The following is a 21,525-nucleotide window of genomic DNA, read 5'->3' as shown; positions in this document are numbered from 1 at the left end:
AATTTCGTGGGCCGCGACTTATGTTTATATTCCTCTCCTTTTGTGGTGTTCGGCTGCCAAAGGGGGGGCGCTGCGGGGGCCCGGGCCTAAAGCGGGCCCCCTTGGCCCCTGTTTTGCGCCGGTCGCGGTCACCCTGCGGCCGGCTTCGACCTGCCCGGTTATAACCGCCACCTGCGCGATGAATTCGAGGTCGATGAGGCCGCCGGAGATGAGCTTGATGTCCCAGAGATCGCGCGGCGATTTTTCCTTCTCGATCAGCGCGCGCATCTCGGATGCCTCCGCCCTCACCTTGGCGGCGTCGCGCGGCAAGGCCAGAAGTGCCGCCACCTCGGCCTCGACCTCGGCGCAAAGGGCCGCGTCGCCGCCGATGGCGCGCCCCCGGGCCAGCGCCATGTGCTCCCAGGTCCAGGCCTCCTGGCGCTGGTATTTCTTGAAGGCATCGATGTGGGTGGCCACCGGCCCCTTGTTGCCGGATGGCCGCAAGCGCAAATCGAGCTCGTAGAGAACGCCTTCGGCGGTCGGCGCCGAGACAGCCGCGATCAGCCGCTGCGTCATCCTGGTATAGTAGTGCGATGGTGCGAGCGGCTTGTCGCCGTCGGACTCGTCGGCATTCGCGTCGTGGTCGTAGAGCAGAATGAGGTCGACATCGGAGCCGGCGGTGAGCTCGCGGCCGCCGAGTTTGCCCATGCCGAGCAGCGACACGGTGCCGCCGGCGATGCGGCCATGACGCAGCGCGAATTCGGTGGTCACCGCCTGCAATGCGGCGTCGATGGTGAGGTCGGCGAGATCGGAAAAGGCGCGGCCGGCGCGCGCCGGGTCGATCGAGCCGGCGAGCAGCCTGACACCGATCAGGAATTTCTGCTCGGAGGCAAAGATGCGCAAACGGTCGAGCACGTCCTCATAAGCCCGGTCGCCTTCGATGAAAGCGGCCAACCGCGCTGAGAGATAGGCTCGGTTGGGCAGTTCGGCGAGCAGCGCCGGGTCGAGCAGACCGTCGAAGACATGCGGGCGCCTTGTGATGATTGCCGCCAGCCGAGGCGCGGCGCCCATGATCGTCGCCATTAGTTTCAGCAGGGCGGGATTCGACTGCAGCAGCGAAAACAGCTGGATGCCGGCGGGCAGGCCGGCGAGGAATTCGTCGAAGCGAACCAGCGCCTCGTCGGCCCGGCGCGTCTGGCCGAAGGCTTTGAGCAGCGCCGGCGTCAGTTCGGTCAGCCGCTCGCGCGCTTCCGCCGACTGGGTGGCGCGATAGCGGCCGAAATGCCAGCCCCGAATCACCCGGCAGATGTCGCTTGGCCGCTGGAAGCCAAGGCCGTGCAAGGTCTGCAGCGTGTCGGGATCGTCGACATCGCCTGTGAAGACCAGATTGCCGACGCCGGCCGACAATTCAGGCGCGGTCTCGAACAGCGCGGCGTAATGGCGCTCGACCTCATGCAAAGCCGCGCGAAAGGTTTCGGCAAATCTGGCGGCATCGGCAAAGCCCAGCATATGGGCGATGCGTTCCAGCCCTTCATCATCGTCGGGCAGAATATGCGTCTGCTCGTCGGCGACCATCTGGATGGTGTGTTCGACGCGGCGCAGAAACCAATATTGCTGCGTGAGCGCGTCGCGTGCATCGGCGGTGATCCAGTTGCGCGCGGCCAGCGCACCCAGCATCGGCACCGTCTCGCGGCCGCGCAGCTCCGGAAAACGGCCGCCGGCGATCAGCTGCTGGGTCTGGACGAAGAACTCGATTTCACGAATGCCGCCGCGGCCGAGCTTGACGTTGTGTCCTTTGACCGCGATCTCGCCATGACCCTTGTGGGCATGGATCTGGCGCTTGATCGAATGAACGTCGGCGATCGCCGCATAGTCCATGTATTTGCGCCAGACATAGGGCTGCAATTCCCGCAGGAACGCGTCCCCGGCATCGAGATCGCCGGCCACGGGACGCGCCTTGATCATGGCGGCGCGCTCCCAGTTCTGGCCGCGCGCCTCATAGTAGCGAAGTGCTGCCTCGACCGGGATCGCCAGCGGCGTCGAGCCTGGATCGGGACGAAGCCTCAAATCGGTGCGGAAGACATAGCCGTGCCCGGTGCGGTCCTGCAGGATGCGGACCAGCCTGCGGGTCAGGCGCGCAAACAGCTCTGTGGCGTCGAGCGGATCGACGATTGCCGGCGCATCCGGATCGAAGAAGACGACGAGGTCGATGTCGGAGGAGAAATTCAGTTCATGCGCGCCAAGCTTGCCCATGCCGAGCACGATCCAGCCGGATTGCCGTGACGGATTTTCGGGATCGGCCAATTTGAGCTTGCCTTGGCTGTGCGCCTCGCGCAGCAGGAAGTCGACCGCCGCGCAGGTGCAGGCATCGGCGAGATTGCTGAGGCGCCTTACCGTCAGCGCGGCATCGGCCTCGCCGGAGAGGTCTGCAAGTGCGATCAGGAAGTGAGCTTCACCCTTCCACTGCCTGAGTTCCATCATCAGGCTGGATTCGGAAACGGTCTCGGCAAAGGCGGCCTTGCCGATCGCTTCGGCAATGCTGGTCAGCCTGGCCTCGACACCCTCATCGAACAGCGCGTCGAGGATTTGCGGCCGGCGGCGCGCGACATCGCGGAGGAAGGGCGAGAGATCGAAGACGGCAGCGAGAAACTCCTGTGCGGCGCCCTTGCCCCCTAGAAATTTCGCCAGACGCGGCAGGTTCTCGTCCTTGGCATCGCCAGCGATCTCCGACAGTTCACGCCGGGCGCGAGTCTCATCCAGCGGCGCGAGCTGCGCCGCCAGTTGCAGGCGCCATTCGGTCTCGATCCGTTTCGCAGCCATCCTCACCGCCATCAATGGTCCTCCCGCGCCGGGAAGCTCATGATAACGGACAATCCGGGATTGGCAGGCAGAAGTTCAAGCCGGCCATTGTGAAAAGTCATGATCGCCTTGGCGAGGCTGAGACCAAGGCCTGATCCCGGCTGGGAGCGGCTCTTTTCCAGCCGCACGAAGCGCTCGGTCGCCCTGGCGCGGTCGGCGTCATCGGGGATGCCATGGCCATTGTCGGAAACGGAAAGGCGGATTTCGTGACCGACGCGCTGCAGGGCTACGCGCACGGCAGGCTTTTCCGCCGCATCGGTCGAGTATTTGATGGCGTTGTCGACGATGTTCGACAGTGCCTGGCCGATCAGCTCGCGGTTGCCATCGACGGAAAAATCCCCGTCCGCGGCAGTTTCGAGCACCACGCCAGCCTCCTCCGCCACCGGCTCATAAAGCTCGACAACGTCACGGACGGCGGCGGCGAGATCGACCTTGCTGGTGCTCTCCGAGGAATAGCCGGCCTCCAGCCTGGAGATCATCAGGATGGCGTTGAAGGTTTTTATCAGCTGGTCGGATTCGGCGATGGTGCCTTCCAGCGCCTGCCGGTAGTCGGTGGTCTTGTGCTTGCCCGAAAGTGTCGCCTCAGCGCGGTTGCGCAGTCTGGTCAGCGGCGTCTTCAAATCATGGGCGATGTTGTCGGAGACCTGCTTCAGCCCTTCGTTCAGCGTCGCTATCCTGGCCAGCATGGTGTTGAGGTTTTCCGACAGGCGGTCGAACTCATCGCCGGCGCCGGTCACCGGCAGCCGTCCCGTGAGATCGCCGCCCATGATGCGGCGGCTTGCTTCCGAGACGCTATCGATGCGCTTCAGCGCGGCGCGGCCGACAAGGAACCAGATCAGCAGCCCGCCCACTCCCATCATACCCAGCGCCAGCATCAGGGCGCGGCGAACGACGGCGCGGAAGCGCTCGGGTTCGCCGAGATCGCGGCCGACAAGCATGATCATCTGGTTGGGCAGCCGCAGCACCAGCGCGATGGCGTTGTGGCCCTTCTCGCCCTCGGACTGAATTTCGGTCTCGCCGGGCTGCGCGCCATTCGGGTCAGAAGCCTGGTTGCGCTGCCGTTCGAGCTCACCTTCGCCGAAACGGCGATAGGAGAAGGGTTCGGTCGTCCAGCCATCGGTCTCGAGCACCCCCGGTGCCAGGCTCTGCACGTTGCCGGTGAGGATCTGGCCGTTGACATCGGCAATGAGATAGAGGTTGGCGCCGGGCTGGCGCGAGCGCTGCTCGACGACGCGTACCAGCCGCGGCAGGCCGCCGCTCTGATAGGCACGAGCGAGGCCGAGCACCTCGTCATTGATGGTCTGCTGGGTCTGGCCGGTCAGCATGCGGGCCGACAACGACGTCATGTAGAAGGCCAGCAACACGGCACATAGCGCGAAAAGCAGGAAATAAAGCGCTGAAAGCCGCGCCGCCGTCGTCCTCATGATGGCCGGCAGGGAAAGGGCCATCGAGTTCTAGCTCATGATGAGATTTGGCTGAAATCTCATCATGATCTACCCCTTTGTTGGAGCATGATCTTCTCCAAAAACCGGTACCTACTTTTTGGGATCATGCTCTAGCCGCTCTTCAGCATATAGCCGGCGCCGCGAACCGTATGCAGGATCGGCTTGTCGAAACCCTTCTCGATCTTGCCACGCAGGCGCGAGACGTGAACGTCGATGACGTTGGTCTGCGGATCGAAATGATAGTCCCAGACATTTTCGAGCAGCATGGTGCGCGTCACCACCTGGCCGGCATGGCGCATCAGATATTCGAGCAGGCGGAATTCGCGCGGCTGCAGCGTGATCTCGCGCGCCGCGCGCTTGACCGAATGGGACAGCCGGTCAAGCTCGAGATCGCCGACCCGGTAGACGGTTTCGGCCTCCCTGGCGCTGGCGCGGCGGTTCAGCACCTCGACGCGGGCGAGCAATTCGGAAAAGGCATAAGGCTTGGTCAGATAGTCGTCCCCGCCGGCGCGCAGACCGGTGACGCGGTCATCGACTTCGCCCAGCGCCGACAGGATCAGCACCGGTGTGGTGTTGCCGCGCGAGCGCAGGCCGGCAATGACGGAGAGCCCGTCGCGGCGTGGCATCATGCGGTCGACGACCATCACGTCATAGTCGCCGGCATCGGCCAGCGCAAAGCCGGTTTCGCCGTCGCCGGCGACATGGGCGGTGTGCCCAGCCTCGGCAAAGGCCTTCTGCATATAGTCGGCCGCCTCGCGATCGTCTTCTATGACGAGAATCTTCATAGAGCCGTTATACGCGATTTCGCCGGAAGATTGAGGGGCGGCCATGAGCGCAAAAGCTTTCGTTCAAGCATGTCGTTTTGCCAAAACCGCCGTGCACTTTTGGGCGACATGCTTCGATGTTAGAGCGGCAGCGGGCGATGGGCCCGCTGCCGCCGGGGGCAGAACACGATGACTGACTAACGCGTTCGGCCCCTTGCTTCCCGTGCGGCGGCTCGGGGGTGTTGAAACCGCCGCACTGGAAACTGTGTGATGTCAGCCTTTGGCGACTGGCAGCGCGACGAAGCGGTTTGAATCGTCGCGGGTGATCTGCATCAGCACCGCCTTGCGGCCGGACTTGACCGCATCGGCCATCGCCTTGGCGACGTCTTCGGTGCCGTTCACCTCCGTCGAATTGACCGAGGTGATGACATCGCCGGGCTGGATGCCGCGGTCGGCGGCATCGCTGTCGGGATCGACATCGGTCACCACCAGGCCCTTGCCGTTTTCCGACTTGGTGACGGTGAGGCCGAGATCGGCCAGCGCGGCGGGCTTTGCCGGTGCCGCGGGCTGCTGCGGGTCGGCCGAGGCCTGCTTGTCAGTGGATGGCAACGTGCCGAGATCGACCTTGATGGTCTGGCTCTTGCCGTCGCGCCACACCGTGACGTCGACCGACTTGCCGGGTGGGTAGGCGCCGATCAGACGAGCCAGTTCCTTCGGCGATGCGACGTCCTTGCCTTCGACCTGGGTGATCACGTCACCGGCGGTGATGCCGGCCTTCTTGCCGGGGCCACCGTCCTGGGCGCCCGAAACCAGAGCCCCGTTCTGCGACTTCAGGCCCAGCGATTCGGCGATGTCCGATGTAACCGGCTGGATTTCGACGCCGAGCCAGCCACGCTGCACCGAGCCGCTCTTCATCAGATCCTGCACCACCTGCTTGGCGGTCGAGGCCGGAATGTCGAAGGCGATGCCGACGCTTCCGCCCGACGGCGAGAAGATCGCGGTGTTGATGCCGACGACCTGGCCGTTGAGGTTGAAGGTCGGGCCGCCCGAATTGCCGCGGTTGACCGAGGCGTCGATCTGGATGAAGTCGTCGTAGGGACCGGCGCCGATATCACGGCCACGGGCCGAGACGATGCCGGCGGTGACGGTGCCGCCGAGGCCGAACGGATTGCCGACGGCCACCACCCAGTCGCCGACGCGAACCTTGGAATCGTCGGCGAAATCGACATAGGTGAACTTGCCGACGCCATCGACCTTGAGCACCGCCAGATCGGTGCGCGGATCAGTGCCGATCAGCTTGGCGTCAAGCTCCTTGCCGTCATTCATCACCACTGTGAAGGCGGAGCCTTCCTCGACGACATGGTTGTTGGTGACGAGATAGCCGTCATCGGAGATGAAGAAGCCAGAACCCTGCGCCACCGGACGCGGCTGGTCGTTGTTATGGTCGCGGTGGCTGAAGCGACGATTGCCGCCGCCCTGGCCGTTCTGATCGCCAAAGCCCCGGAATTGCTTGAAGAACTGGCGCAGCTGCGGATTGTCGGGCAGGTTGTTCATGCCGTCCGGATCGTCGGACTGGTCGGAGCCGTCGTCAGCGGCAGGCTCGATCTTGGCCTTGACCTTGACGCTGACCACGGCCGGCGAAACGCGCTCGACGACATCGGCAAAGCCCGGTACCTGGGGCGCTTCGACCCGCACGGCATCGGCCAGAACGGGAGCTGTACCAGTGGCAACGGCGCCGAAACCGATGCCGCCGGCAATGGCCAGCGAAGCGGCGGCCGCCAACAGGCGCTTGCGGGTCCGGGAATATGGTTTGGGGGCGATAGTCATGGTCTCATATCCTCTTTTCACTGGATGCGGCTCAGGCAGAGCATCCTCGGACAAGAGAAATAGAGAGGCGCACATTACCGCGCCATTTCCGAAGCATGAAAGTTTTGTAATGTTGGGCGGACGCACAAATCGCTTGGTTGCGCTCGCCTGCTGCCCTATGTTGTACACAACTCAGCACAAGGCTTTCACAATGACAGCAAGCACCACCATGACCATTCGAGTCTCGTCCGAGACCAAGCTGAAGCTGGAGCAGATCGCTACCGATACCAGGCGTAGTAAATCGTTCCTCGCCGCCGAGGCGGTCTCAGCCTATGTCGATCGCGAGCTGGATATCATCGAAGGCATAAAACGTGGCATGGCCGACGCAGAGGCTGGCCGCGTCGTGCCCCACGACGACGCCATGGCGGAGGTCGACGCGGTGATCGAAGCAGCGAAAGCCAGGCGCGCAGGCAAGCCGTGAAGCGGTTCGTCACTTGGTCGCGAGAAGCGCTGGACGATCTCACGCAGCAAGTTGCCTTTATCGCTCAGGACAATCCTGCCGCCGCGGGACGCCTCGCGGACCGTATCCGTGAAATGGGCCGGGGCCTTGGTGATATGGCGACGGGCCGACCTGGCCGGGTAACAGGCACTTATGAGAAGCCCATCGGCCGCCTGCCCTACATCATTGCCTATGAATTGCGCCTGATCGCCGGCCGTCAGAGCATTGTTATCCTGCGCGTCATCCACACGTCGCGGGACTGGCCTTTGGAGGAATGGCCGAGCTAGTCGCTCAGCATCTTGTCCAGCGCCGCCTGTTCCTCGGCGCTCAGCGCCTTGGTTGCCAACGAGCGGCGCGAGCGTGTGGTCAGCGCAATGAAAATGCCGCCGGCCAGAAGCAGAAGCACCGGCGTGCCCCACAGCAAGCCGTTGCGCGGGCTGAAGCGCGGCTTCAGCAGCACGAACTCGCCGTAGCGCGATACGATATAGTCCATCACCTGCTGGTCGGTATCGCCGGCAACCAGGCGCTGGCGCACCAGGATGCGCAGGTCGCGGGCGAGGTCTGCATCGGATTCGTCGATGGACTGGTTCTGGCAGACCATGCAGCGCAGGCCTTCCGACAGTAGCCGCGCCCTCGCCTCGAGCGCCGGATCGGTGAGAACCTCGTCCGGTTTCACCGCTTGCGCCGCGCCGGCAAACAGCAGCGCCAGAAGCAGGGTGAGCGAGGCCAACGAGAACCTGGTGCTCACGGCGCGCCTGCCGACGGCATGGAGGCTGCCTGCTTGCGGCGGCGCGAGGGTGCGCCAACCCGCAGGCGACGGTCGAGCAGCGACATTGCGGCTCCCGCCATCATCACCAGAGCTCCGCCCCAGATCAGCGTCACCAGCGGCTTCCACCACAGGCGCACCACGACGGATCCATCGGTGCCTTCATCGCCCAGCGACAGATAGAGCTGGTTGAAGCCGATCGTCTCGATGCCGGATTCGGTCGTCGTCGTCTGCCGCACCGGAAAGAAGCGCTTGGCCGAGGTGATTTCGGCTGAAACGCCGCCATCGGCGCCGATCAGGGAAAAGCGGCCGCGCTGCTCGCTGTAGTTCGGACCCTGCGCCGGGAAGAGGCCGTCGAAACGCAGCGTGTGGCCGGAGAGTTCGACGCTCTCGCCGGCATGCATCGACAGTATCCTTTCGGTGCCGAAGCACAGCGTGCCGACAATGCCGAGCGTCGTCAGCCCGAGGCCGAGATGGGCAAGTGCAGTGCCGAACACCGAACGCGGCAGGCCGGCGAAACGGCGCAGCATGATGGCGTGCGACACATTGCCAAAGCCGGACTTGACGGCGAGGTCGGTGAGCGCGCCGCAGACCAGCCAGCAGGCGAGGCCGACACCAAGGGCGGCGAACACCGACGCGCCGTCGATGAACAGCCCGGTGACCAGCATCGCCAGGAGAGCGGCGCCGAAAGCCGCCATCAAGCGCTGGGCGACGGCATAGAGGTCACCGCGCTTCCAGGCGAGCAATGGTCCGAAAGGAACCACGACCAGCAGCGGCACCATCAGCGGGCCGAATGTCAGGTTGAAGAAGGGGGCGCCGACTGAGATCTTGCCGGCCGAAAGCGCTTCGACCGCCAGCGGATAGAGCGTGCCGACCAGCACGGTGGCCGTGGCCGTGGTCAGGAACAGATTGTTGAGGACGAGTGCGCCTTCGCGCGAGATCGGGTGGAACAGGCCGCCGGCCGTCAGCCGCGAGGCGCGCAGCGCAAACAGGGCCAGCGAGCCGCCGATGAACAGCGTCAAAATGCACAGGATGAAGATGCCGCGGGTCGGATCGGTGGCGAAAGCATGCACCGAGGTCAGCACGCCGGAGCGCACCAGGAAGGTGCCGAGCAGCGACAGCGAGAAGGTGAGGATGGCAAGCAGCAGCGTCCAGATCTTGAGCGCCGAACGCTTCTCCATGACGATCGCCGAATGCAGAAGAGCCGTGCCGGCCAGCCACGGCATAAAGGAGGCGTTTTCGACCGGATCCCAGAACCAGAAGCCGCCCCAGCCGAGCTCGTAGTAGGCCCAGTAGGAGCCCATCGCGATGCCGCCGGTGAGGAACATCCAGGCGACCAGCGTCCACGGCCGCACCCAGCGCGCCCAGGAGGCATCGATGCGGCCTTCGATGAGGGCGGCGACCGAGAAGGAAAAGCAGATAGAGAACCCGACATAGCCGAGATAGAGCAGCGGCGGATGGATGGCGAGGCCAAGATCCTGCAGGACCGGGTTGAGATCGCGGCCCTCGATCGGCGCCGGATTGAGCCGGGTGAACGGATTGGATGTCGCCAGGATGAACAGGAAGAAGGTGGCGCCGATCGCCCCCTGCACGGCCAGCACATTGGCGCGCAGCGTCGCCGGAAGGTTGGAGCCGAAGACAGCGACCAGCGCACCGAAGAAGGTCAGGATCAGCACCCAGAGCAGCATCGAGCCTTCGTGATTGCCCCAGGTTCCGGTGATCTTGTAGATCAGCGGCTGCAGCGAATGCGAGTTTTCCCACACGCTCGCCACCGAGAAATCGGAACTTGCATAGGCGCCGGCGAGTGCTGCGAACGATAGCGCCGTGAGCGCGAAGCCTGTGACCGTGACGGGACCGCCGACAGCCATCAGCCTCTGGTTGCCGGTACGGGCGCCGATCAGCGGCACCAGCGTCTGCACCAGCGACAGCACAAAGGCGAGGACGAGCGCGAAGTGTCCGGTCTCAACCATTACTGGCTCTTGCTCTCTTGCCACACGCCCTTGGCCTTCAGCCCGTCAGCGACTTCCTTGGGCATGTAGCGCTCGTCATGCTTGGCCAGCACGCTGTCGGCGACGAAAACGCCGTCGGCGCCAAAGCTGCCTTCGGTGATGACGCCCTGCTCCTCGCGGAACAGATCGGGCAGGATGCCGGTATAGCTGACCTTGACCGATTTGTGCGTGTCGGTGACCGAGAACGCAACCGTCGCGCCCTGCCCGCGCACGACCGTGCCCTTTTCGACGAGGCCGCCGAGCCTGATGCGCTGTCCCGGCTGCAAGCTGGCGGTGGTCAGATCGGCGGGCATATAGAAATAGGAGGCCTTCTGGCCCAACGCATAGAAGGTCAGCCCGGTGGCGGCGCCGAGGAAGGCAAGACCTCCGACAATCACCGACAATCGCTTCTGCTTGCGCGTCATGTCCTACTCCGTCGCCGTCAGGCCGAGCGAGGCGGCAAAGGCGGTGAATTTCTTCGCTTCCTCACTGTCGGCGCCAAACACGGCAATACCGCGATGCAGCGCGTCCCGCGCCTGGTCGGCCTTGCCCAGCACAACATAGGAACGAATGAGCCGCATCCATCCTTCCGTGTCGCGCGGATTTTGCCGCAATTTTTCGTCGAGGCCGGCGACCATGGTTTCGATCATGGCCTGCCTGTCCCGCGGCGCCATCGACGAGGCGGCATCGACGGCTGCGGCGTCGGGGCCTTTGGCGGGCTCTCCTGACGCGACGCTGCGGTTGGCGGCCTCGGCCAGTGCCTGTTGGACAGCTCCGCGCCATGGCGAATCCTGCGGCAGGGAATCGAGCATTTTCTGCCAAGCCGTGGTTGCCTCGGGTATGCGGCCTTCCTGGGCCAGCGCCATCGCCAAATAGAACGAGGCTTTCGCGTTTGCCGGGTCGAGTTTTAGCGCCTGTTCGAAAGCGGATTGCGCATCGGCCGAAACGATGCCGCCGGCCGCATTGGCAATCGCTTCGCCGAGACCGGCCTCGCGGGCAGCCGTGTCGCCATCGAGGCGGATGGCATTGCGATAGGCGGTCACGGCATCGGGAAAGCGCTGCAGGCGCAGATAGATCGGGGCGAGCACGTCCCAGCCGCGTCCATCGCCAGGGTTGGCGGCAAGATGGGCCTCGGCGCGCGCCACCAACTCATCGACCGAACTATCGGCCGGATTCTTGGCCAGCCGTTCGGCAAGCGGCTGCGACGGCAGATCGGGCGAGCCGAGCTGGCTGTACATGCCCCAGCTGAGCAGCGGGACCATCAGCACCGCTGATGTCGCCACCAGCCTGGCCGCCTTTGACGGCTGCTGAAGCGTCGCGGCATCGGCCTGGCCGGCATTTCCCAGCCGAAGGACGCGGCGGGCGATTTCGGCGCGCGCCTCCTCGGCTTCCGCCGGCTGGATCAGGCCGCGCGCGGCGTCACGCTCGAGCTCGGCCAATTGATCGCGATAGACTTCGAGGTCATGGTCGCTGCTGGTCGGAGCGTCCGTGCCGCCGCCGGTCAGCGGCAGCAGCACCGCCAGGCTTGCGCCCAGCGTGAGGAGTGCGGCTATGACCCAGAACAGCATGGTTCTTCCAATAGAGCGAGAGCCCTGCTCTCACAACATGAGGTCGCTGCGACGCTTTGACGGGATTCCGACCCCGGCCCAATGTTCAGGTCAGCGGCGTCCAGCTGCCGTCGGCGTTGCGGCATGCGGTGCCCCGCGCGGTCTGGCCGCCCGTGCCGGTAAACACTGTATGGGTGTACTGGCGGCAATCCTGCGAGCCGACGCGGTAGGGCTGGGCCGCGACGACTTCGCCGGAATGGGCCGAACTGTCGCCCTTCCAGGTCACCTTCTGGCCGCTCGCGGTATATTCGAGCGCCTTGTACTCCGCCTCGAGCGCCTTGCGCTTCTCGGTGCTGGTCAGGCCGCTGCCGATCGACCCGCCGACGAGCCCGCCAGCCATGGCCGAGATGATCGTCGTCGCGACCTTGGCACCCGAGGGAGGTGACGCGGGCGGATTGGTGATGGAGATATCCGGGCCACTGCCCTTGCCCAGCGTTCCGCAGCCGGAAAGAGCGAGCAGTGCGGAAACGAGCGCAACGCGAATCTTCATGCCAACAACCGGTTTTCTTGAACGGGATGCGCTGGGGGCCGCGTCATCGGGGGCGTCAGGACGTCATACTATTGACATTTGTCGGAAATTTGGCCGTTTTTAACGGCTTTTGTGCAATCGAGGGGCCGCCATAACACAGGCATTCGGCCGTGTCGATTGGCCCTGGGCAGTACATCATTGCAAGCTCCGCAAGCGCACAACCGCCTTCAGCCCGCCCATCGTGGAGCGTTCCAGCGCCAGCGCCCCGCCATACTCGTTGACGAGGTCGGCAACGATGGCAAGTCCGAGCCCGGTTCCCGGCTTTGTCTCGTCGAGGCGCCGGCCGCGTTTCAAGACATCGCGGGCCTTGTCCTCGGGGATGCCGGGACCGTCATCCTCGATCGATAGCTCGAACAGGCCGGCTGCGGCCGGCGTGACGGATACGGCAACAGTGCTCTTCGCCCATTTCATCGCATTGTCGAGAAGGTTGCCGAGCAGTTCCTCCAAATCCTCGCGCTCGCCAGCAAAGACGATGTCGGCCGCCGGCAGCGTAAGCGACAGGCTGACATCAGGCTTGAGTTTTTGCAGCACGCGCACCATGCGCTGCACCAGCGGCGTCACCGGCGTGCGGTAGACGACGCTGTCGCGCTGCGCCGCGACCCGTGCCCGCTGCAGGTAGTGGTCGACCTGTTTCTGCATCGACGCCGCCTGGTCGGCGATGAGCTGGCCCTTGGCGCCGCCTAGAGCCCGGCCCTCATTGATCAGCACGGCGAGCGGCGTCTTCAGCGAATGGGCAAGGTTGCCGACCTGCGTACGCGAGCGCTCGACGATGCGCTTGTTGTTTTCGATCAGCGCATTGGTTTCGTTGGCGAGCGGCTCGATCTCGGCGGGAAACCGGCCATCGAGCCGCTGCGCCGTGCCTTCGCGCACCTGGGCAAGCGCGTTGCGAACCCGGCGCAAGGGCTGGAGGCCGAGCAGGATAGCGATCGCATTGATGGCGATCATGCCGACGCCGAACAGGCTGAGATAGGTCAACAGGCGGCCCTGGAAGGTGGCGATCTCGTGCTCGAGCTCGGTCTTGTTGCCCATCACGCGGAAGCGCGCGGCGCGGTTCTTGGCATCGAGGACGAATTCGCTTTCGAACACTTGCAGTTCCTCGTCACCGATGCCGTCGGTGGAATAGCTGCGCTGGAAACTGGAATTGAAAGGCACCTCGGCAACGGTCGGCGACGGGATCGTCGTGGTCATCGAGGACGAATGAAGGTTGCCGTGCACGCCTTCGGAAGCCGGCTCCACCGACCAGTACCAGCCCGAATTCGGCTCCGAGAAGCGCAGGTCGCCAAGGTCGGGAGCGCCGGTGAGCTGGCCGGTTTCGGAAACGCCGACGGAGCCGATCAAATTGAACAGATGCGCCGACAGCAGGCTGTCGAAGCCGCGCTCGCTGGCCTGGCGGTAGAGCGTGGTGATCAGAGTGAAGATGACGATCAGGGTGAGGATCGCCCAGATCGTGGAAAAGCCGATGACGCGGAAGGCCAGCGAGCGAGGCCAGAGCCGCGCCGAAAAAGGCTTCCTTGCTGGTATGGGGAGCGGTTCCGCCTTACGCCTCCGGCTCACGCATGCGATAGCCCATGCCGCGCACGGTTTCGATCATGTCGATGCCCATCTTCTTGCGCAGCCGGCCGACAAAGACCTCGATGGTGTTGGAATCGCGGTCGAAATCCTGGTCGTAGAGATGCTCGACCAGCTCGGTGCGCGACACCACCTCGCCCATATGGTGCATCAGATACGCCAGCAGGCGGAACTCATGCGAGGTCAGCTTCAGCGGCACGCCGTTGACATCGGCCTTGGAGGCCTTGGTGTCGAGGCGCAGCGGCCCGCAAGTGAGCTCGGACGAGGCATGGCCGGCGGCGCGGCGGATCAGCGCCCTCACCCTGGCCAGTACCTCCTCGATGTGGAACGGCTTGGTGACATAGTCGTCGGCGCCGGCATCGATGCCCGACACCTTGTCGCTCCAGCGGTCGCGCGCTGTCAGGATCAGCACCGGCATCTTGCGGCCGTTGCGGCGCCAGCGCTCGACGACGCTGATGCCGTCCATCTGCGGCAGGCCTATGTCGAGCACGACGGCATCGTAGGGCTCGGTGTCGCCGAGGAAATGCCCCTCCTCGCCGTCATAGGAGCGGTCGACGACATAGCCGGCATCGACCAGCGCGTCGGCCAGTTGCCGGTTGAGATCCTTGTCATCTTCGACGACGAGTACGCGCATGATCGGTCAGGCCTGTTGATGGGTCAGCTATAGGCCGATTCCGGTGGTCTGGGAAACGACCCTGCAAGGGGGAAGATTGGATCAGTTCGCCGGGACGACGATCTCGGAGCGGCGCGGACGCTGGCCGTCCTTGCCCGGCACAAGCACGACGATGACGCAGACCTCCTGGCCGCCACGCGTCGTCTGCGAAGCCTTGGCCAGCGTGCCGCCATTCTGCTCGGCAACCTGCTGGCCGATCGCGTAGCAATCCGCCGCGGCTGCCGGCGTCGCTTGCGACGCCAACAGGCCGGCCGCTGTGAGCGCCAGTATCGCGGTTCTGACATGAGAGCGAAGCGTTTTCATGGTCGGCGTTGTAACGCAACTGTGCTGAACGTGAAATGAACGGTAAACGGGTGAAAATCCATCCCCGCAATACCCCCTGCGCGCGCAACGAATGAATGCGATCCTACCGCCCAGTCCCTCAGACCGGGCAATGGATTCATAACCGGAAAACCGGCTGCGCGGCTATGGTGTTTGCGCGCAGGTTCTCAATTCGCAGCCAGATTGGGAACAGGTCAAGGCGAGACCATTCTGAAGGGCCGCCCTAAATAGCGCGGGAAACGCCAAATCATCGGAGTGCGCCATGACGGATAAAGACCTTGCCGACCTTTACCGGGGCTATATCGCTTGCCTGAATGCCCAGGACTGGGCGAAACTTGGAGACTTTGTCGGCGACGAGGTGCAGCACAATGGCGAAATGCTCGGCCTGTCGGGTTATCGCCGTATGCTCGAAGGCGATTTCGAGGCGATTCCCGACCTCCGCTTCAACATCGAACTGCTGGTCTGCCAGCCGCCGCGCGTGGCGGCGCGCCTGCATTTCGACTGTCATCCCAAGGGCGTGCTGTTCGGCCTGCCGGTGAACGGCAAGCGCGTGTCGTTCGCTGAGAATGTTTTCTACGAATTCGGAGAGGGTCGCATCCGCGAGGTGTGGTCAGTCATCGACAAGGCCGAGATCCAGGCGCAAATCTAGGTTGCTTCAATCACTTTGCTCGGTGAGGGCGCGTATCCGCAGCACCCCGTGGTAGAGCGCCAGGTCCTCGTCGTAGCGGGCCTCGGCGAACTCCAAGGACAGGCGGGTTTGGTCGCGCGAGCCGGTGGCGAAAGCGGCGCCGTCAAGGCGCGCCCGGATGCTGTCCATGATCAGACGCGTCTCGGCCTCGCCTTGCGCCTTCGACCAGACATGCAGCGTGATGAGCTGGTCGTCATCATTGTCGGCGCCGGTGTCCAGATCGAATGCGCTGGTCCTGCCATAGGTCACATAAGGGAAGGCGGCACTGTCGGCCGCCTGCTCGCGCAACCCGGCGCCGCCGAGCAGCGCCGTCAGCGAGGCATCGCTCTTCAATCTCATGAACAAGGCTTGCAGCAAATCGCCGGGCGCCGTCATCGTCGTCTCCGTTCGCCTGTCACGCTTTGAACAACCTCAGTTTCGCGCGCAACCTAACCGCGTTGCACGGATTTCGCCAGATGACGATCCGCCTGATGGAAGGCGGCGAATCGGGCGGCATGGCCCTTTCACGGACCGGGTTCTATTTGGCATGCGGGGAGTTTCAAGAAGGGTGTTATGAGGAGCCCTGTTTTCTCCGGCAATTCGAGGTCATTTCATGCGAACGCCACCGCTGCTGCCGGCTTTTGGAAAGCTCGGCGTCAAGCCCCCGGTCGCGATTGCGGCAGCACCCGCCCTGTCGAAGAGGACCGTGGCCCTGCGCATGCGCGAGATACTTTCAATGCATGGCGGCCTGGCCTTGAAGCTGTCGGTGGTGGCCTGGACAATCCTGATCCTGGCGGCGGCATTTTTCATGTCAAAGGCCTGATGCCGATATGACAAACCGCTACGCGTTGCGCATGGACGAGCCCGAGAGCTGGACTATCTTCGACATCTTCACCGGCCAGCCTGTCGAGCTTAAGCAACAGGTGATGGTGGCCATGAATTTGCGCGATGCGGAAGCGATGGCCGACCGCCTGAACAGCCGGGACGTCAAGCGGCGGGCAAAAGCCGACCGCAAGTCCTGACGCACGCTGATCTCAGCCGCTCTGATTGCAAGACGAACGCGCGCTAACCGAAATCCGCGGCTGTGAGCACATATATGCTCTTGCGGGTGCGGGCGTAGGCCTTGCTGGCAACGTCATGGATGGAGCTGGACGCGATGTCGAAAGCCGCCAGATAGGTGGCTTCCGCGGTCGCCGTCCCTGATGGCGCCTTCGAGAGGGCATCGGCTGCGACAGAGAAGGAAATCTGGAACATGCCGTCGTGGCCGACAAAGCGGATGCGCTTGCCGGCCTCGTCATAGAAGCGACTTGGATTGGGGAATGTCAGGCTCATGACGTGCCCCCCTTCGGCGCGGCGGCGGCTTTCTTGACTGTCGCCCGCTTCTTCTTCGGTGTCGGGTTCAAGGCTTCCGCGACGCGGTCGGCCTCTTCCTTGGCCAGGCGCAATTCCCTGAGCCTTGCTGTCTTGATCTCCCTGGCCCTCGCTTCGGACATGTAGTCGGAGGTTGCCTTGTTGCGCTCGGCCGTCTTCTTCTGCTTGTCCATGAAGCGGGCTTCAGCTTTTTCCATGATGCTCTGATTGCCTTCGGCCATCGCCTAAATCTCCTTCGTGCCTGAAATTGTGAAATCGAACTTACGATATAAATAGCCACTTTTGCCTCGAAATTCAATTTTTTGAAATATCTAGGCGCCTCGCGACGTTTCGAACCCTGCAGACATCATAATACTTTTTAATATTTAATTTTGGCCACGAATAATTTTTGGCACTCCTATCTATCGAGTGCCAACACGCCTATAAGAACGGCGCGGTCGCCTATGCCGGCCCCAGAAAGAAGTTCTCATGAAGTTTCGGCCACTCCACGACCGCGTCGTCATCCGGCGCGCCGAAGGCGATGTCAAATCCAAGGGCGGCATCATCATTCCCGACAATGCCAAGGAAAAGCCGCAGGAAGGCGAAGTCATCGCCGTTGGGCCGGGCGCACGCGACGAAAACGGCGCGCTTGTTCCGCTCGACGTCAAGGCCGGCGACTTCATCCTGTTCGGCAAATGGTCGGGCACCGAGGTCAAGATCGACGGCGAGGACCTGCTGATCATGAAGGAAGCCGACATTATGGGCGTCATCGGCAAGAGCGAGACGGCCGCTATCGGCAAGAGCGGGACGGTCGTCACCGAGAAGAGCGTCAAAGCCAAGAAGGCTGCCTGACCGGCCTGGCTTTGCCAGGCTCCGGCGAGCCGCTTGCTTCACCACACCAACGGGATTGAAAAAAATGTCTGCCAAGGAAATCAAATTCGCCACCGACGCGCGCGACCGCATGCTGCGCGGCGTCGAGATCCTCACCAATGCGGTGAAGGTCACGCTCGGCCCCAAGGGCCGCAACGTCATCATCGACAAGGCCTATGGCGCGCCGCGCATCACCAAGGACGGTGTGACGGTGGCCAAGGAAATCGAGCTTGCTGACAAGTTCGAGAACATGGGCGCGCAGATGGTGCGCGAAGTGGCTTCGAAGACCAACGACCTCGCCGGTGACGGCACCACCACCGCCACGGTGCTGGCCGCATCGATCCTGCGCGAAGGCGCCAAGCTGGTTGCCGCGGGCATGAACCCGATGGACCTCAAGCGTGGCATCGACCAGGCTGTCGCCGCCGTGGTCAAGGACATCAAGGCGAAGGCCAAGAAGGTCAAGTCGTCGGCCGAGATCGCGCAGGTCGGCACCATCGCCGCCAATGGCGATGCCAGCGTCGGCGCCATGATCGCCAAGGCGATGGACAAGGTCGGCAATGACGGCGTCATCACCGTCGAGGAGGCCAAGACCGCCGACACCGAACTCGACGTCGTCGAAGGCATGCAGTTCGACCGCGGCTATCTCTCACCCTATTTCGTCACCAATGCCGACAAGATGCGCGTCGAACTGGAAGAGCCTTACGTGCTCATCCACGAGAAGAAGCTCGGCAATCTGCAGGCGATGCTGCCGATCCTCGAAGCAGTGGTGCAGAGCGGCAGGCCGTTGCTGATCATCTCGGAAGACGTCGAAGGCGAAGCACTGGCGACGCTGGTCGTCAACAAGCTGCGCGGCGGCCTCAAGGTCGCGGCCGTCAAGGCGCCGGGCTTCGGCGATCGCCGCAAGGCGATGCTGGAAGACATCGCCGTGCTGACATCGGGCCAGATGATTTCCGAGGATCTCGGCATCAAGCTCGAAAACGTCACCATCGAGATGCTTGGCCGCGCCAAGCGCGTACTGATCGAGAAGGACACCACCACGATCATCGACGGCGCCGGCACCAAGGCGACCATCCAGGCGCGCGTCGCGCAGATCAAGGGCCAGATCGAGGAGACCACGTCCGACTACGACAAGGAGAAGCTGCAGGAGCGGCTGGCCAAGCTCGCCGGCGGCGTCGCCGTGATCCGCGTCGGCGGCGTCACCGAGTCTGAAGTGAAGGAAAAGAAGGACCGCATCGACGACGCGCTGAATGCGACGCGCGCGGCGGTGGAAGAAGGCATCGTGCCCGGCGGTGGCGTGGCGCTTCTGCGCGCAAGATCGGCTCTGGCCGGCCTGACCGGCGCCAATGACGATGTGACCGCCGGCATTTCGATCGTGCTCAGGGCGCTGGAAGCGCCGATCCGCCAGATCGCCGAGAATTCCGGCGTCGAAGGCTCGATCGTCGTCGGCAAGCTGTCCGACAGCAAGGACCAGAATCAGGGCTTTGACGCCCAGAACGAGGTCTATGTCGACATGATCAAGGCCGGCATCGTCGACCCGGCGAAAGTGGTGCGCACCGCGTTGCAGGACGCCGGCTCGATCGCCGCCCTTCTGATCACCGCCGAAGCGATGATCACCGACGTTCCGGCCAAGGATGCGGCGCCTGCGGGCGGCGGTGGCGGCATGGGCGGCTACTGACCATCGCCCGAAAATTGCCCGCTGGGAATCTGGGCGGGCATAAATCAAAACAGGCTGCCGGGGACATTTCCCCGGCGAGCCAGGAATTTCCGTCAGTCAGTCAAGACCAGTCATCAACGACAGGGAGATCGACAGATGATCACATTCGCCCCGAAGCCAAACGCTGTATCCGCGACCAAGCCGGCGGAGGAGAGCCGCTTCGATCGCATCCGCCGGATTGCCGCCGACAAGCACAGGCAGGCCGATGCCGGGCCGATTCGCCGCGAGCCGTCGAAGACCGGCGACAAGCGGCCGACGTGACGGCTGCCAACCTCACGACACCGGCAACGCTCCGCCCTCTTCGGTGCGGCGGGCAATGTACTCGTCGAGCACATCGGATGTGGCAACGGCCGACGCCGGCGGCTGGAAGTCGGCCAGCGTCCGCTTCCAGATGCCGGTGGCGCGCTCGGTGGCCGACTTCGAACCGGACTGCGTCCAGCTGCCGAAATTCGACCAATCGGCGACCAGCGGCTCGTAGAAGGCGGTGCGGTAGCGCGTCATGGTGTGGCCGGCGGAGAAGAAATGCCCGCCCGGCTGGACTTCAGCGATCGCCTCGAAGCCGATCGAATCCTCGTCGCCGGGGGTCGTAGCGCAGAGTTCGGCAACCGTCTGCAATGCCTCGATATCGGTGATCAGCTTCTCGTAGGAGACGCTGAGGCCACCCTCCAGCCAGCCCGCGGCATGGATGCAGACGGTGGCGCCGGCAAGCACCGAGCCCCACAGCGCGAACTGCGTCTCGTGCGCCGCCTGCACATCGGAAATGTTGGCCGCACTGCCGCCGCCGGACCGCCAAGGCAGGCCGGTGAAGCGCGCCAGCTGGCCGGCGCCCAGCGTCGCCTTGACGTGCTCGGGCGTGCCGAAGGCCGGTGCGCCGGACTTCATGTCGACATTGGAGGAGAAGGATCCGTAGACCACCGGTGCGCCCGGCCGCACCATCTGCGCCAGCGCGAGACCAGCCAGCGCCTCGGCATGCTGCAGCGTCAATGCGCCGGCGACGGTGATCGGCGCCATGGCGCCGGCCAGGCAGAAGGGCGTGATGACAGAGACCTGGCCGGCCCTGGCGAAGTCGATGATGCCTTGCGCCATCGGGATATCGAGCTGGCGCGGCGAATTGGTGTTGATCACGGTGTAGCAATGGACGCCGGCCAGGAACTCGTCCTGCGAGAGCCCGCGCGCCAGCCTGATCATCTCGAACCCATCCTCGACCTGCGGCGTGCCGCGGGCGAAGACGAAGGGGAACTTGTCCGACAGGGTCAGCTGCGCACGGTTGACGGCATAGTGGCGCAAATGGTTGTCGACATCCTGCGGCTCGATCCAGGGGCCGAGCATATGCAGCACGTCGAAATTCTGAACAAGCTTGGTCAGTTCTTCGAAAGCGGCGAGCGTGCCCGGACGCCGTCCGCGTTCGAGATCGGTGACGTTGGGCGCCCCGGCTCCGGCCAGGAACGTCATCGAGCCGAGCTCCAGCATGAGATCGCGGCTACGGTTGCCCGCCAGCGCCCGGATGGATTTCGGCGCCGAGGCCAGTGCCGCAGTGACAATATCGCGGCCGATGCGCACCATCTGGCTGTCCTCGTCGACCAGCGCACCGGCTTTGGCGTAGATCGCCCGTGCCTCCGGCAGCAGCACCTTGATGCCGAGCTCTTCCAGCACGCGCAACGCCGTGTCGTGGATGGCCGCGACCTGGTCGTCCGAAAACACCGGCTGCGGCAGGAACGGGTTCTTGAGCGAGCGATAGTTCGGGTGGCGGCTTGACCCGCTGCCGGCCTCACCGGTGTGCCCGCGCCGGCGCTCGCGCCTGGTCTCCCTTATAATGTCATCGACCATGGCCAAAACTCCTCATTGCCGCATCGCCTGCCCTCGGGGTCGTATGGCGAGGCCGGAATAATTCGCGCCGGCCGCTCGACGCCGACAATGTGCACCGAAAGCGCGGTCCCCTCCCCGGCGAATTCGTCGCCCAGCAACGTCAGCGCGACGCTTTTGCCATTGTGTAGCCATAGCCGGCTGAGGCGACGAAGCCGACGCGCCGGCCCTTGTGCCAGACTGGCTCGAAGCCACTGGCGTCGGCATCGACGGCGTCGACCTCCAGCGTCACGATCCGGGCGGCGCTCAACAAACC

The 21,525-nt window shown here is 64.0% G+C and carries 24 protein-coding genes and 1 pseudogene; 8 read left to right on the top strand and 17 right to left on the bottom strand.

All coding sequences use genetic code 11. The features are described 5' to 3' along the window. Positions 1–120: 120 nt before the first annotated feature. From NKH54_RS29580 to NKH54_RS29565, 4 genes and pseudogenes are all read right to left on the bottom strand, one after another. Positions 121–2,811: pseudogene (locus tag NKH54_RS29580) on the bottom strand (bifunctional [glutamine synthetase] adenylyltransferase/[glutamine synthetase]-adenylyl-L-tyrosine phosphorylase); the annotation flags it as partial. Continuing rightward, positions 2,811–4,286, bottom strand: a complete 1,476-nt coding sequence (locus NKH54_RS29575) for a sensor histidine kinase (protein ID WP_353029516.1) — start codon at positions 4,284–4,286, stop codon at positions 2,811–2,813. The gene NKH54_RS29575 and the pseudogene NKH54_RS29580, both read right to left, overlap by 1 nt. A gap of 107 nt (positions 4,287–4,393) precedes the next feature. Further along, positions 4,394–5,068: a response regulator transcription factor gene (locus NKH54_RS29570; RefSeq protein WP_023670185.1), complete on the bottom strand. Its 675-nt coding sequence runs from the start codon at positions 5,066–5,068 to the stop codon at positions 4,394–4,396. Positions 5,069–5,320: 252 nt separating this feature from the next. Further along, positions 5,321–6,874 carry a Do family serine endopeptidase gene (locus NKH54_RS29565; protein ID WP_353029515.1) on the bottom strand — a complete coding sequence of 518 codons (1,554 nt, stop codon included), beginning with the start codon at positions 6,872–6,874 and terminating at the stop codon, positions 5,321–5,323. A gap of 190 nt (positions 6,875–7,064) precedes the next feature. Here NKH54_RS29565 and NKH54_RS29560 point away from each other — a divergent pair, with 190 nt between their 5' ends. Both NKH54_RS29560 and NKH54_RS29555 read left to right on the top strand, forming a co-directional pair. Beyond that, complete coding sequence (locus NKH54_RS29560; RefSeq protein WP_353029514.1) at positions 7,065–7,334, top strand: CopG family ribbon-helix-helix protein; 270 nt, start codon at positions 7,065–7,067, stop codon at positions 7,332–7,334. Continuing rightward, positions 7,331–7,639, top strand: coding sequence for a type II toxin-antitoxin system RelE/ParE family toxin (locus NKH54_RS29555; RefSeq protein WP_353029513.1), 309 nt, complete (start codon positions 7,331–7,333; stop codon positions 7,637–7,639). Before NKH54_RS29560 ends, NKH54_RS29555 begins: the two co-directional genes overlap by 4 nt. On the opposite strand, the gene NKH54_RS29550 is transcribed toward NKH54_RS29555, so the two are convergent. From NKH54_RS29550 to NKH54_RS29515, 8 genes are all read right to left on the bottom strand, one after another. After that, positions 7,636–8,100 carry a cytochrome c-type biogenesis protein gene (locus NKH54_RS29550; protein WP_353029512.1) on the bottom strand — a complete coding sequence of 155 codons (465 nt, stop codon included), beginning with the start codon at positions 8,098–8,100 and terminating at the stop codon, positions 7,636–7,638. The genes NKH54_RS29555 and NKH54_RS29550 overlap by 4 nt on opposite strands. Continuing rightward, positions 8,097–10,088 (bottom strand): heme lyase CcmF/NrfE family subunit, encoded by a 1,992-nt coding sequence (locus NKH54_RS29545; protein ID WP_023684529.1) that lies wholly within the window; start codon positions 10,086–10,088, stop codon positions 8,097–8,099. The genes NKH54_RS29550 and NKH54_RS29545 overlap by 4 nt, the downstream gene beginning before the upstream one ends. Then, entirely contained in the window at positions 10,088–10,531 is a 444-nt protein-coding gene (ccmE, locus tag NKH54_RS29540) for a cytochrome c maturation protein CcmE (RefSeq protein WP_023670179.1), read from the bottom strand. The genes NKH54_RS29545 and ccmE overlap by 1 nt, the downstream gene beginning before the upstream one ends. Positions 10,532–10,534: 3 nt before the next feature. Beyond that, positions 10,535–11,674, bottom strand: a complete 1,140-nt coding sequence (ccmI, locus tag NKH54_RS29535) for a c-type cytochrome biogenesis protein CcmI (RefSeq protein WP_023670178.1) — start codon at positions 11,672–11,674, stop codon at positions 10,535–10,537. Between the two features lie 85 nt (positions 11,675–11,759). After that, positions 11,760–12,203 carry an RT0821/Lpp0805 family surface protein gene (locus tag NKH54_RS29530; protein WP_023670177.1) on the bottom strand — a complete coding sequence of 148 codons (444 nt, stop codon included), beginning with the start codon at positions 12,201–12,203 and terminating at the stop codon, positions 11,760–11,762. A gap of 174 nt (positions 12,204–12,377) precedes the next feature. Beyond that, positions 12,378–13,796 (bottom strand): ATP-binding protein, encoded by a 1,419-nt coding sequence (locus NKH54_RS29525; RefSeq protein ID WP_023670176.1) that lies wholly within the window; start codon positions 13,794–13,796, stop codon positions 12,378–12,380. Then, positions 13,780–14,445 (bottom strand): response regulator transcription factor, encoded by a 666-nt coding sequence (locus NKH54_RS29520; RefSeq protein ID WP_023670175.1) that lies wholly within the window; start codon positions 14,443–14,445, stop codon positions 13,780–13,782. Before NKH54_RS29520 ends, NKH54_RS29525 begins: the two co-directional genes overlap by 17 nt. An 81-nt stretch (positions 14,446–14,526) precedes the next feature. Next, positions 14,527–14,787, bottom strand: a complete 261-nt coding sequence (locus tag NKH54_RS29515; RefSeq protein ID WP_023670174.1) for a hypothetical protein — start codon at positions 14,785–14,787, stop codon at positions 14,527–14,529. 280 nt (positions 14,788–15,067) lie between these two features. Here NKH54_RS29515 and NKH54_RS29510 point away from each other — a divergent pair, with 280 nt between their 5' ends. Then, on the top strand, positions 15,068–15,454 hold the full coding sequence (locus NKH54_RS29510; protein WP_023684533.1) for an ester cyclase: 387 nt from the start codon (positions 15,068–15,070) through the stop codon (positions 15,452–15,454). Positions 15,455–15,460: 6 nt separating this feature from the next. On the opposite strand, the gene NKH54_RS29505 is transcribed toward NKH54_RS29510, so the two are convergent. Then, positions 15,461–15,868, bottom strand: coding sequence for a DUF3168 domain-containing protein (locus NKH54_RS29505; protein WP_023670173.1), 408 nt, complete (start codon positions 15,866–15,868; stop codon positions 15,461–15,463). 217 nt (positions 15,869–16,085) lie between these two features. On the opposite strand from NKH54_RS29505, the gene NKH54_RS29500 reads away from it, so the two are divergent. Continuing rightward, on the top strand, positions 16,086–16,295 hold the full coding sequence (locus NKH54_RS29500; RefSeq protein WP_023727640.1) for a hypothetical protein: 210 nt from the start codon (positions 16,086–16,088) through the stop codon (positions 16,293–16,295). Between the two features lie 7 nt (positions 16,296–16,302). Further along, positions 16,303–16,494: a hypothetical protein gene (locus NKH54_RS29495; protein ID WP_023684535.1), complete on the top strand. Its 192-nt coding sequence runs from the start codon at positions 16,303–16,305 to the stop codon at positions 16,492–16,494. Positions 16,495–16,537: 43 nt separating this feature from the next. Here NKH54_RS29495 and NKH54_RS29490 read toward each other — a convergent pair whose 3' ends face one another. Together NKH54_RS29490 and NKH54_RS29485 are read right to left on the bottom strand one after the other, a co-directional pair. After that, complete coding sequence (locus tag NKH54_RS29490; protein ID WP_353029511.1) at positions 16,538–16,804, bottom strand: DUF1488 family protein; 267 nt, start codon at positions 16,802–16,804, stop codon at positions 16,538–16,540. Continuing rightward, positions 16,801–17,064 carry a hypothetical protein gene (locus tag NKH54_RS29485; RefSeq protein WP_023670169.1) on the bottom strand — a complete coding sequence of 88 codons (264 nt, stop codon included), beginning with the start codon at positions 17,062–17,064 and terminating at the stop codon, positions 16,801–16,803. The genes NKH54_RS29490 and NKH54_RS29485 overlap by 4 nt, the downstream gene beginning before the upstream one ends. A 247-nt stretch (positions 17,065–17,311) precedes the next feature. Between NKH54_RS29485 and NKH54_RS29480 the strand changes: the two genes are divergently transcribed. The 3 genes from NKH54_RS29480 (at position 17,312) to NKH54_RS29470 (ending at position 19,667) form a co-directional block, all read left to right on the top strand. Next, positions 17,312–17,674 carry a co-chaperone GroES gene (locus NKH54_RS29480; RefSeq protein WP_023727642.1) on the top strand — a complete coding sequence of 121 codons (363 nt, stop codon included), beginning with the start codon at positions 17,312–17,314 and terminating at the stop codon, positions 17,672–17,674. Between the two features lie 64 nt (positions 17,675–17,738). Continuing rightward, positions 17,739–19,367: a chaperonin GroEL gene (groL, locus tag NKH54_RS29475; RefSeq protein ID WP_353029510.1), complete on the top strand. Its 1,629-nt coding sequence runs from the start codon at positions 17,739–17,741 to the stop codon at positions 19,365–19,367. A 135-nt stretch (positions 19,368–19,502) separates the two neighbouring features. Then, positions 19,503–19,667, top strand: a complete 165-nt coding sequence (locus NKH54_RS29470) for a hypothetical protein (RefSeq protein ID WP_023687237.1) — start codon at positions 19,503–19,505, stop codon at positions 19,665–19,667. A gap of 12 nt (positions 19,668–19,679) precedes the next feature. Here the strand turns inward: NKH54_RS29470 and NKH54_RS29465 are convergent, their stop codons facing one another. Both NKH54_RS29465 and NKH54_RS29460 read right to left on the bottom strand, forming a co-directional pair. Next, complete coding sequence (locus NKH54_RS29465; RefSeq protein WP_023727643.1) at positions 19,680–21,233, bottom strand: trimethylamine methyltransferase family protein; 1,554 nt, start codon at positions 21,231–21,233, stop codon at positions 19,680–19,682. Positions 21,234–21,372: 139 nt separating this feature from the next. Next, positions 21,373–21,519: a glycine cleavage T C-terminal barrel domain-containing protein gene (locus NKH54_RS29460; RefSeq protein ID WP_353029509.1), complete on the bottom strand. Its 147-nt coding sequence runs from the start codon at positions 21,517–21,519 to the stop codon at positions 21,373–21,375. Positions 21,520–21,525 lie beyond the last annotated feature (6 nt).

It is taken from the genome of Mesorhizobium sp. M1004 (assembly GCF_040318795.1).
Classification (GTDB): domain Bacteria; phylum Pseudomonadota; class Alphaproteobacteria; order Rhizobiales; family Rhizobiaceae; genus Mesorhizobium.
Note: the sequence above shows the minus strand (reverse complement) of the source record. Positions and strands in the feature narration are given on the sequence as shown.